This is a genomic window from Nostoc sp. ATCC 53789 (assembly GCF_009873495.1).
Taxonomy (GTDB): Bacteria; Cyanobacteriota; Cyanobacteriia; order Cyanobacteriales; family Nostocaceae; genus Nostoc; species Nostoc muscorum_A.
This window is the reverse complement of record NZ_CP046703.1, coordinates 4,776,262-4,788,173: the sequence shown is the minus strand read 5'-3', so window position 1 is coordinate 4,788,173 and position 11,912 is coordinate 4,776,262. Positions and strand designations below refer to the sequence as shown.

The following is an 11,912-nucleotide window of genomic DNA, read 5'->3' as shown; positions in this document are numbered from 1 at the left end:
TATATACCACAAGCGATTATTCAGTATAATTAAAAAAATTCTATTAGGGCACAGTAATTTTGCCAAATTGAAAGCAGTAAAGTTAATTTTTTCATAAAAACTCTGGATTTTAGGTACTCTCCGTTCAAATTCTAGATTAAAGCCAGAATTAAGCAACGACATGAGGGTATACACGGAGTTATAGCGATATGTTAAAGTGACTATAGTTGAAATTACAAAGTCAATCAAACTAACCCGTGCTACTATCCTGGTAGGGCATAAAAGTAGGTCGAGACTTTAGTTTCGATTAAAACAAAACCTAAAACTGTTTTTTATTCGACAAAAGACTGCCGCTGACTGAGGCTGAAGTAACAAACTCCCATGAGCGATCAAAATCCCTACGAAAAACTTGGGGTATCAGAAGAGGCTAGCTTCGATGAAATTCAGGATGCTCGTAATCGCCTATTCGAGCAACATAGTGGCGATGCCAAGCATTTAGAAGTAATTGAAGCAGCTTACGATGCGATTTTAATGGATCGCTTACGGATGCGCCAGGAAGGTAAAATTAAAGTTCCTGAGCGCATCCGGTTTCCAGAGTTGCGAGTGCAATCACCTCCTAAAGAAAGTCCAACGCCTCGTGAGCAGTCACCTGCATGGCTGCAACGGATGCTGGATCAGCCAACACCTGCGGATATACTTTTACCAGGAGCTTGGTTTCTTGGTTTGAGTTCTATCAGCTTGTTTTACCCAGAGGGAGGCGAGCAGATTTTGCAGTTAGCATTGGTGGTTGGGGTAGGCACCAGTATTTACTTTCTCAATCGCAAGGAAGGCAAATTTGGCCGAGCAGTTTTGTTTACCCTGATAAGTTTAATTATTGGCTTAATCGCTGGGGGACTAGTTGCTAGCTGGCTCTTACCACAAATATCATCATTCACCAATCTGGGAACGAATCAGTTCTCTACCGTAGTAACGTTTATATTGTTGTGGTTGGTTAGTAGTTTTCTACGGTAAACCACTAGCTGTAAGCAAATTTCCATAAAGAATACATGGTTTATATGTGTTCTTCTCAAAGATATAGAGTCAGGAGTCAGAATACATATTCTGACTCCTGCTTTCATTTGTACGATTAATTCAATCTGTTAGAGCTACAGAGCCTTTCTAGACAAGGTGTTTGGGTTTTAAAACTAAATCTACAGCAGCACTGAAATCCTTAACGATTAAATCGGGATGGTAAAGTTCCAATTGAGTGCGATCGCGGATACCACATTCCACAGCCATCACCTTGATATCATAATTTTTAGCTGCGGTGATGTCGGCTTCCGTATCTCCCACCATCCAGGTATCGGCAGCCGGAGGCAGTTCTTTTAATGCCCTAGCCATTAACAAGGGCTTATCTTCAATATCACGAGTTTTAACGTAGTCGTTACTCAGGCAATAACAACGATTTTCCGGGAAAAATCTTCCTAAATCGTGTTTTTTAAAAGCATAATCTAGTTCTCGAACTCGGCGCATGGTCATGACTGCCAAATCAATTCCCGCTTCTTGAATTTTTAACAGTGCATCCACAGCACCAGGCGCGAGAGTGTCATAGTTGAAATAAGCTTCTGTATGCACAGTTTGTCGCCGCAACTGGGCAAATTCTTGGGCTTGGGCTTCGTCTAACCCTGAATTTAAGGCAATTTGTTTTTCGGGAACGCGCGATCGCTTTAACTGCCAAAATTCCGCTTTTGGAAGTTCTTGCACTACTTGATCTGGGCGACGAGTTTTCTCTAAGCAGAATTGATAAACACGGTAGTACCGTTCGGAAACATCAATAATTGGGCCGTCGAAGTCAGTAATAAGTCTTAGCATCGGCGGAAAAAGTTAATTTTTATTAAAATTATCTCAGATGTATGGCTATTTTTTGAGGGTATCAAGTCTGGCTGAATTTCAATTGATATTTTGTACTCAGGCATTATTGCAGGGTACCACGTTTGATTTGTTCGCTTTCAATGGCTTCAAATAAGGCGCGAAAGTTACCTTCGCCAAAACCTTGAGCTTGGAAACGGCGTTCAATAAACTCAAAGAAAAATGTCGGCTGTTCAAAAATAGGCTGGGTGAAAATTTGTAGTAGTAGGGGTGCAGTTTGTTGTGTCCCTACGGGAGTATATTCTTGCCAGTCCACCAGAATTTCTTGTTGAGCGATCACTTCTAGTTCTAGAGGTGATAGCGTGAGTCCTGAACGCTGTTTTAGCTGTGAATAGTAGGTTTGGGGAACTGAAAGCAAAGGTAAACCACTGGCACGAAATTTAGCGATCGCACTCACCAGATTAGTTGTCCGTAAGGCAATATGTTGAATACCTGGCCCCCGATTGACATCTAAAAACTCCTGAATTTGGGAATTTTTGGAAGCTGGTTCATTAATTGGCAGTTGGACGCTGCCGTTATGCGAAACCATCACCTGACTGTGTAAAGCAGAACGATTGGTTTTAATTTTAAATGCTTGCTGGGGTTGAAAATCTAAGATTTTTTCGTACCAAGCGACAGCATGATCCAATTCACCAACTGCCACATTTAACACAATGTGATCTATAGCAGCAAAAGTGTTGTCATTTGTGATTTGTCCTTTGTCAAAAACCAATGACGAATGACTACTGACAAATGACCTTTCTATTAATGTATGAGTCAGTCCACCCCAGGCGGCAATTTTGCCACACTTGAGAAAAGCCCTACCTACCTGGCGTTCTTGGATGGGTTGTAGGATTGTAGCACCATGTTTTTGAGCTTGTGCGATCGCAGCTTCGACATCTTCCACAGCAAAAGCTACATCTGCCACACCAGGGGGATATTTACGCAAAAACTCCGCTACTGGACTTGTAGGTAACAGTGGTGAAGATAGAAAAAAGCAGACAGCACCACTTTTCACCACTTCTGTACAAGTGTGAAACGAACTGTTGCGATCGGCTACTGATTGAAAACCAAGATGGTGTACAAACCAATCCCGCCACATTTTGGCATCTTCTACATAGAAATGAACGTGATCAATTTTCATAGATATTGAAAATCCAGCATAACAGCTTATATATCTGTAAATTTTGCCTCTTTTGCTAGATTTTCATGTCCTTCCTAAGCAGGAATTATTTAGGCGAACTCCCACTCTAAAAGAACATATGACTATCAGGTTGAATATTAATTTCCATTGGCACAGCTTGCGGTTCGGCAGAAAGGGCAAAGAAAATAGCATTGGCAGCAGTTTCAGGACTGAGCATTTTTTTCCGGTCTACTTTTAGGTTGACATTATCCCAGAAAGGAGAATCTACCCCACCAAAGTAGAATAGCGTGAACTTGATACCAAAACGCTTGAGTTCCTCTGCCATGCACTTGCTAAAACCCACAACACCAAACTTAGAAGCAGAATAAGCTGCTGCCATCCCCATCGAATGCTTGCCGAGAATTCCTACCACATTACAGATGTGACCAGACTTGCGCTTTTGCATCTCTTCAGCAGCCGCCTGGCTAGTATAAAAGCTGCCTTTTAAGTTGACATCTAGCATCTTGTCTAAATCAGCAGGTTCCAGGCTGTTGTAAGGCTTGAGTATACCTACACCGGCTGCATTCACTAAAATATCGATTTGACCAAACTGAGCGATGGTCTTTTCTATCAAAATATCTACTTGTTGGGGGTCAGTAATATCAGTGGGAACGGTCAAAACTTCCCCTGATAAATCAGCCGCCAGTGTTGTTAAACGAGCTGCATCCCTCGCAGCCAATACCAACCGGACTCCGGTGGGCGCAAGTTTATGTGTTAAAGCTGAACCAATACCACCAGTAGCACCGACAATAACGACAACTTTATCCTGCATTGCAATATTTATATTTCTTTACATCTGTTTACATAATACTGAATTACAGGCTCAGGTTGTACGTAAACATCCAGAAAGTATCTAATCGCAGAATAGTGCTGTTACCTCGTATTCTTTGCCACTCGCTTTTAATGTAAATGTGGGAGACGATTCTAAATATTTAACAAAACTAGAACCCAACTTTAATTTTTTTATAATTGAATTAGGGGATTCTCCGGTTATTTTCTGTAACTCTGAACAGAGTTTAGGCACAGATAATTTAGTTGTAGGAGAATTTATATGTATATCTTGAATAATTTTAAATAGTAATTTATCTAATATTTCTCCATTAGCAATTGTTGTAAAGTCTTCTTGTTTTTCTTTTTCTTGAATAGATTCGGTCAGTGATTTATTTACAACAGGGGTTATTTTCTCATTTTCTGGTTGCTTTAAATTATGTTGAATATTAATCTCGCATCTTTCTTGAAATGAAGTTGCAACATCCACTAAACTGTTTAACCTAGCATTGATTGATTCCTGTTCAGTTTTAATCAAATCTTGAATTGTATCAAGCACTTTTTCAAAAGATGGAACTTCTGTTGCCACTGCTAAGGAATAATCAGTTAATTTGCCAGTATTGCGATTTTCTACATGCAAATTTCGCCCTTGTCTACGTACCCAATAAACAATCAATCCCTGGTTTTGGAGTTCGTTACAAAGATGATTTAAAATTCCATCGCTAGAACAGACTAATATTTCTTTAAGTGTTGGATAAGAGCGTAAGATAGAAGCACCAAATGCAATCATTTTTGCATCAGCACTATTTTTACCTTCAGGCACATGGACAAGTTGATAGCCACGGTTATATAGTTCAATATCTTGCTTCCCAATATTGGGATTTTTCCAGTTAGCAAATGCAATTTTAACTTGGAGAGGAGATTTACAAATACTGGCTAAAAACAATTCTGAATTAATATCTAATTTTAAGTTTTCTGCATCCAAAAGTAGAAGAGAGATTCCTGTTTCTTTATGTCTAATTTCATTTTCTTGCTGAATTTTTAAGAGCAATTGGCTGAACACAGAAGATTCTAAGCAATCAGGTGATAGTATAGTTTGCAGAACTTCTTCAGCTAATATAAAATTAAAAGAGCCAAGACCTTTCTCTGTGATTTTTTCTGGCAGGTTTTTTACTAAAGGAAGTTCCGCCTCATCAGTTATAGATACTTTAGTATGTCCATTGCTGTTAGCAAGCAAGTCCATTTCCAGGGAACGAGGTAATGCAGGCTCAAAGAATTGTTTGCCACAATTTTTGCAGAGGTAATTCTGCTGGTCATTGCGACGACCATTTTTATAATATGAAGTAGATTCGCACAGAGGACATTTCATCTTATGGTTCAGGTGGTCTAGGCAGATACTTTTCTTTAAGTATATAGTATAAAAAAAGACTGTCAATGTCAGTCTGCATTGCCCAACATAAGAAGAACTCAAAGTAAGCAGAAATTAAATTCAACCTTAATTTCCGCCTGCACTATGTCATAGCCCTCTGAATAGTTAGATTTTAAGAAACGCTTCAATTAACGCGGGCGAAAACGTATTCACGGGTGCGAGAATCTACGGGATTAGTAAAAATTTTATTTGTAGTACCAAATTCAACCATTTGGGTAATACGATTTTCATTACTATGAAAGAAAGCCGTAAAATCAGATAGGCGAGTAACTTGATGCATGTTGTGAGTAACAATCACAATTGTTAACTCAGAACGCAAGTTATGGATCAAATGCTCAATTTTCATGCTAGCAGCAGGATCAAGACCTGAACAAGGCTCATCCATCAATAAAACATTTGGTTTGACTGCTAAAGCCCGAGCAATACATAATCGTTGTTGTTGACCACCAGAAAGTTCTAAAGCAGACTTGTGCAACTTATTCTTCACTTCATCCCAAAGTTCGGCAGCTTTGATGGCAGATTCAACAATTCCATCTAATTCTACTTTCGGATGCCATCCAATCAATTTCACTCCATAAGCAACATTATCGTAAACACTCATAGGAAAAAGATTTGGCTTGGGAAAAACCATACTAACTTGGCGACGTAAGCGATTGATATTGACCCGACGCTCATAAATACTCTGACCAAAAAACTCTACTTTTCCTTCAACCTTCACTTCTCCTTCTAATTCACTCATGCGATTTAACGATTTAATAAAAGTAGATTTGCCACAACCGCTAGAACCAATAATTGCCGTGATTTGGTTTTGGTAAATATCCATTGACACGCCTTCAACTATCTTTTGAGTGTCGTAAGAGAAGCTGAAGTTTTTGACTCTGATGGCTGGAATTAGTTTACTCATATTGCCAAAACGTGTAAAACAAAACTTAACTAAGTAAAACAGTACAAATCAGCACAGTTGTTTCACTATGTTACTCCTAAAAGGAGATATACATGTAAATTACGTAGTTATGCTGTAGTCATCCAGCAGATAAACTGTTATCAGATATTCATCTTAAGACTGTGTTCCAAAAATTATCTTTTATAGACTTTTTATGCCTATCTTTTCCCCCTTAATTGACGTATCATCTCTGTTATGAGAAAGGATTTGGTCTGGTTCGATTTAAAATAGCTATATAGAAATCCGCTTTGATTTTTGTTCGCGCGGCGTGGTGTAGCCATACTTACTTGTGTGGGTTGGCAAGAGGCAATAGGAAAAAAGGCTTTTTGAGTTGTATAAAGTTTTTTCAAAAATCAAATATGAGTTCTATATCAATATCACATACACCTCATGGATAATGAGGAGTTAGTTTATTTATCAAGATAAATTAGTAACTTTTTTAAACTACATTTTATGAGTATCTTCTAGCGCGAGATAGTTCGACAAAAATCAATAAGTCACGCTAGAACATACCTTAACCGAAACGCCCTGAAATGTAGTCGCGAGTGCGAGGGTCTATTGGATTGTTAAAGATTTGCTCTGTAGCGCCAAATTCAATCATTTGACCAATGCGACTTTCGTCGGTGCTAAAGAAAGCCGTAAAATCAGAAACGCGGGCGGCTTGTTGCATATTGTGGGTAACGATCGCAATTGTCAACTCAGACTGTAAGCTATGAAGGAGTTCCTCAACTTTCATGGTGGCAATGGGGTCAAGAGCAGAGCAAGGCTCATCCATCAGCAGAACTTTCGGCTTAACTGCTAAAGCGCGGGCAATACATAATCTTTGTTGTTGACCACCAGAAAGCCCTAAAGCTGATTTATCGAGCTTATCTTTCACTTCATCCCAAAGAGCAGCGCTTTTAAGGGCAGATTCAACAATTTCATCTAATTCTAATTTTGAATTCCTACCTGCTATTCTCATACCGTAGGCAACATTTTCGTAAATGCTTATCGGAAAAGGATTCGGTTTTTGAAACACCATACCAATTTGGCGGCGTAATCGGTTGATGTTGACACGAGGATCGTAAATATTCTGACCAAAAAATTCTACATGTCCTTCAACTTTTACAGGCCCTTCTAATTCGCTAATGCGATTAAGAATTTTGATGAAAGTAGATTTACCACAACCACTAGGGCCAATAATTGCAGTTACTTGTTTTTGATAAATATCTATTGATACCTTTTCAATTGCTTTTGTTGTGCCATAGTAAAAGCTGATATTTTTAACTTTGATAGCTGGAATTAGGTTACTCATGCTTGATTAAGGTGTGAAATAAAAATTATAAAAACAGAATTCAGGAGTCAGGATTAAGACGAAATTATATAATAGTAATAGGAGACAATCAAATATATTTTAATTTTCTACTCTTACTATTTAATAGTTTTAAATTAGTAGCCAATCGGAATCATCTACTAATTAATTCTTACCTCTGACTTCTGAATTCTGTATTCTGCTCATTTTATTCTTCTCTGTCTAATAACTAAGCGAGAAATAATACTGACACATAAAATTAAGCCGAGTAAAACTATAGAAGTAGTCCATACCAATTGGCTTTTTTCTGGGTCGGGGTCGTTGTAGAGGTTAAAAATCAATACTGGTAAAGAAGCTGTTGGACTTAACAATCCTTCTGACCAATCTAGACTAAATAAAGCGGTAAAAATCAAGGGTGCTGTTTCACCAGCAGCACGAGCTACAGCTAATAAAATGCCTGTAGTAATTCCGGGGATTGCAGTAGTGACAACAATGCGAAAAGTAGTTTGGAAGCGAGTTCCACCTAAAGCAGCAGAGGCCAGGCGTTGAGATGCAGGAATTAGTTTTAAAGATTCTTCCGTTGTCAGTATAATCACAGGTAGCATAATCACGGCTAAAGCAAAACCACCTGCGATCGCACTAAATCCTTTAGTTACTAGAACTATGACACCATAAGCGAATACACCTACAACAATTGAAGGCACGCCTGTAAGAATGCTGGTGATAAAACGAACAACACTAGCAATTGTGTTGTTTTGTCCAAATTCTGCCAAAAAAATTCCTGTCATAATCCCTGTGGGAATGCTTAAAATAGAACCAATGATCACCATGATTATGGTTCCCAGGATGGCATTGCCAAAGCCATTATCAATCACTGCTTTGACAAACATTTCTGATTTGAGTCCAGATATTCCCCGGATGAAAATTTCCCACAAAATTGATAATAAAGGAATGAGTGCTACACCTGTAAAACCAAAAGCGATCGCATTCATTGCGTAGGTAAATATTACTCGCTCTGTTGGCAGAGGACTGCATAATTCTGCCACCAAAGATTCATCCGTTTCTGACTGGATGTAACCACTCATAATTTTTACAAATTTTGATTGATAAACGTCTTGCTACACCGATAAAAAAGTATCATTTGTTTTTCCTACCAACCCACTTCACCAATAGCACAGCGCCAATATTTACAGCTAGAGTCAACCCAAACAAAATCAATCCCAAATAGCTTAAAGCACCTATATGCAATCCCGGTTCAGCTTCAGCAAATTCATTAGCTAATACAGAGGGAATTGTATAAGCTGGATCGAGTAAAGAAGCGCTAATTTGAGCAGAGTTGCCAATCACCATAGTGACAGCCATTGTTTCACCCAAAGCACGTCCTAAAGCAAGCATGGCTGCACTCACAATTCCAGAAAATCCCGATGGTAGCAAGACTCGAAAAATTGTTTCCCAACGAGTTCCACCCAAAGCCATAGATGCACTACGTAATTCTTTAGGGATAGCCATTAAGACATCACGACTAATTGCTGCCATTGTCGGCAAAATCATGATGGCTAGAATAACTCCAGCAGTCAATATATTAGTACCAGAAGGATCTTCTGTATTAAACAGTGGTATCCATTTAAAAGTGTTGGCTAGCCACTTTTGTAGAGGTTCTAGAACTGGAATAAAGACAAAAATTCCCCATAGACCAATAATTACACTGGGAATTGCTGCAATTAATTCCACAACAAATGCTAGGATGGTTCGCAGCGATGTAGGTAAGAAATTTTCACTCGTGACTAAGGCTACTGCCATTCCCACTGGGACAGCAAATAAAATAGCGATCGCACTACTTACCAGAGTTCCATAAATATAGGGTAATGCACCAAAAATCTGATTACCTGTATCCCAATCTTTTCCCCACAAAAACCCCAGTCCAAACTGCTTGATGGCTGGTAGAGCTTCTGAGAAAATTACCCAACTCATCAAAAATAGCACTGCAACAGTAATCACGGCAAAAAAGTATACTAGCCGTGTAAAACCTTGGTCAAACCAGAAATTTGCACCACTGACACCTGTTAGATTGAAACTTTCATCGCCTAGATTTGAATCATCTGATGAATTTGCCATTACAAATCAATAAAATAGATTTTTTATTACTACTAGAACGAGTTATTAACTTACTCTCGTAGGAGAGTAAATTATTGAGATAATCCCCCTATTCCCTCTTTTTAAGGGAGAACATTAAAATCCCCCTTTTTAAGTGGGTTGGGGGAAATTTTCTACGTAAGTTCTAAAGTTGTGTAGGTTGGGTTGAGGAACGAAACCCAACATTTTCATAGCTTTGTTGGGTTGCGCTTTGCTTCACCCAACCTACAATTTTTATTAACCTAAACGTATTGCTTTTTAAGTGGGTTGGGGGAAATTTTCTACGTAAGTCCTAAAGATTGCAAGTTAAGGTTTGACAGAGCTATTCACTGTTTGAAGCACCCGATTTGCTACATTAGATGGAATTTTGGTGTAGTTGAGGTCATCGTTATACTGTTGACCGTCCTTCAATACCCAATTAATCCATTTCTTAATTGCATCAGCTTTAGCAGCATTAGCATACTGTTTGTAAACCATCATCCAAGTAAGACCAACAATGGGATAACCTTGTCCTGGATCTCCTACAAAAACACGGTAGTTGTCTGGGAAAGTAACAGTTGCTAAAGCTGCATTTGCAGATTGTAAAGAAGGAGCAACAAATTCTCCTTTCTTATTTTGTACCAGTGCTGATTTGAGGTTGTTTTGGACAGCGTAGCTATATTCTACATAACCGATAGAACCAGGAGTCCGAGCTACTATAGCAGCTACGCCTGGATTTCCTTTGCCTTTGAGGACATTTGGCAAATTCCATTTTGGAGCAGTGTTAGCTCCAACTCTGCCTTTAAAATAGCCACTGATAGCACTCAAGTGATTAGTAAAAATGAAAGTTGTACCGCTACCATCGGCACGAACAGCAAATTTAATTGTTTGATTTGGTAGATTAGCACCCGGATTATCAGCTTTAATTTTCGCGTCATCCCATTTGGTAATTTGACCTGAATAAATTGCTGGTAGTGTAGCGCGGGACAATTTGAGATCGTTAACACCCGGAAGATTGTAAACAACAGAAACAGCACCGCCTGCTGTGGGTACTAAGATTGCACCGTTCTTGACTTTAGCAATTTCATCATCTTTCATTGCAGCATCACTACCACCAAAGTCAACGGTTCCAGCGATGACTTGACGAATACCGCCGCCACTACCAATTGCTTGATAGTTAATTTTCAAGTCTGGATATTTCTTCTTCACTTCACGAGCATACCGTTCGTAAAGCGGAGCCGGAAAAGTTGCTCCTGCACCATTGAGAGTTTCAGCTTGTGCGATCGCACTAAAAAATGGACTAAGTGCAACAGAAGTTGTCACCAATGAAGTAGCAACGACACGATTCAAGGTGGTGGTCGAAAAAATCATATTACCTCTGATTAAAGGAATATCTTCCTGCTGTAATTCCAGCCTTAATCAAGTTACATTTGTTATGGTTAAACTTTCTTTAACAATTGATAAACAAAAAATTAAGATGCGTTTAAATCTTAATTTAAAATATTTTTTACTTGTTGATATTTGATTGATGATTGATGAGATTAGTTAGTAAAAAGATGCCAATGAAAACTTAAATTTAATTTAAATAATTAAAAATGAGTAAATCACTAAATTTAAAAAATATAACTTTGCTAGAAAATGGATAAAAATCTGTGTTTATCGGTTAGTTTGTTGATGATGAGTTTTGGCATATTTTCAGTGCAATAATAGTAGGTTGGATCGAACGAGATACTTGTTACGCAGTCACCTTTAACCATCCAAAAATATCACCTACCTTCAACTGTAACCCCTGACAAAATTCTGGCACTGGTAAAACAGACTCAATTTCCTCAAAAGGTAAAGGTTGTTGTCCCGCAGGATAAGCAGCAATGAATCGCTCGTCAGGGTCAATTAACCAACCCATTTGAGTTCCATGATTGAGAGCGTGCAAGATTTTTTTTGTAACTTTTGTATGGCTTTGTTCGGGTGAAAGAATTTCGATTATCCAGTCGGGTGCTACAGTAAATGTATTGGCAATATCACCATTTTCATCTACGGGAAGCCTTTCCCAAGAAAATACAGCGACATCGGGAACTATAGAACGTCCTGCAAAAGTGCAACGCAATTCTGGAAAAGCCCAACCCATTTTTTGGACTTTGATAACAGAATTGATTGTGGGACAAAGTTCTCCTTGAATAGTGCTATGTTTTCCTTGAGGCATAGGTTTTGGAATAATTTGACCGTCAATGTATTCACAGTACGGTTTAGTTTCTGGTAGTGCGAGAAACTCTTCTAGAGTCAATCTTTTATTTGATATTTGTACCATGATTATCCTAGCTTC

11 protein-coding genes are annotated in these 11,912 nt (G+C 38.6%); 1 reads left to right on the top strand and 10 read right to left on the bottom strand.

What is annotated here, in order from left to right; all coding sequences use genetic code 11:
- The first annotated feature begins 360 nt into the window (after positions 1-360).
- Positions 361-990 (top strand): CPP1-like family protein, encoded by a 630-nt coding sequence (locus GJB62_RS19750; protein WP_114081822.1) that lies wholly within the window; start codon positions 361-363, stop codon positions 988-990.
- Positions 991-1,137: 147 nt separating this feature from the next.
- Here GJB62_RS19750 and GJB62_RS19745 read toward each other — a convergent pair whose 3' ends face one another.
- The 10 genes from GJB62_RS19745 to GJB62_RS19700 form a co-directional block, all read right to left on the bottom strand.
- Complete coding sequence (locus GJB62_RS19745) at positions 1,138-1,830, bottom strand: HAD family hydrolase (protein ID WP_114081821.1); 693 nt, start codon at positions 1,828-1,830, stop codon at positions 1,138-1,140.
- 103 nt (positions 1,831-1,933) lie between these two features.
- The gene (gene hppD, locus GJB62_RS19740; protein ID WP_114081820.1) at positions 1,934-3,010 is read right to left on the bottom strand and encodes a 4-hydroxyphenylpyruvate dioxygenase; all 1,077 of its coding nucleotides are present in this window, start codon (positions 3,008-3,010) and stop codon (positions 1,934-1,936) included.
- 106 nt (positions 3,011-3,116) lie between these two features.
- Positions 3,117-3,821 (bottom strand): SDR family oxidoreductase, encoded by a 705-nt coding sequence (locus tag GJB62_RS19735; protein ID WP_114081819.1) that lies wholly within the window; start codon positions 3,819-3,821, stop codon positions 3,117-3,119.
- An 81-nt stretch (positions 3,822-3,902) separates the two neighbouring features.
- On the bottom strand, positions 3,903-5,186 hold the full coding sequence (locus GJB62_RS19730; RefSeq protein WP_114081818.1) for an NYN domain-containing protein: 1,284 nt from the start codon (positions 5,184-5,186) through the stop codon (positions 3,903-3,905).
- A gap of 184 nt (positions 5,187-5,370) precedes the next feature.
- On the bottom strand, positions 5,371-6,150 hold the full coding sequence (locus GJB62_RS19725) for a phosphate ABC transporter ATP-binding protein (protein WP_114081817.1): 780 nt from the start codon (positions 6,148-6,150) through the stop codon (positions 5,371-5,373).
- Positions 6,151-6,703: 553 nt separating this feature from the next.
- Positions 6,704-7,483, bottom strand: a complete 780-nt coding sequence (gene pstB, locus GJB62_RS19720; RefSeq protein ID WP_114081816.1) for a phosphate ABC transporter ATP-binding protein PstB — start codon at positions 7,481-7,483, stop codon at positions 6,704-6,706.
- Between the two features lie 200 nt (positions 7,484-7,683).
- Positions 7,684-8,565 (bottom strand): phosphate ABC transporter permease PstA, encoded by an 882-nt coding sequence (gene pstA, locus GJB62_RS19715; protein WP_114081815.1) that lies wholly within the window; start codon positions 8,563-8,565, stop codon positions 7,684-7,686.
- Positions 8,566-8,617: 52 nt separating this feature from the next.
- The gene (gene pstC / locus GJB62_RS19710; RefSeq protein ID WP_114081814.1) at positions 8,618-9,595 is read right to left on the bottom strand and encodes a phosphate ABC transporter permease subunit PstC; all 978 of its coding nucleotides are present in this window, start codon (positions 9,593-9,595) and stop codon (positions 8,618-8,620) included.
- Positions 9,596-9,919: 324 nt separating this feature from the next.
- Complete coding sequence (pstS, locus tag GJB62_RS19705; RefSeq protein ID WP_114081813.1) at positions 9,920-10,963, bottom strand: phosphate ABC transporter substrate-binding protein PstS; 1,044 nt, start codon at positions 10,961-10,963, stop codon at positions 9,920-9,922.
- 364 nt (positions 10,964-11,327) lie between these two features.
- Entirely contained in the window at positions 11,328-11,897 is a 570-nt protein-coding gene (locus tag GJB62_RS19700; protein ID WP_114081812.1) for a Uma2 family endonuclease, read from the bottom strand.
- Positions 11,898-11,912 lie beyond the last annotated feature (15 nt).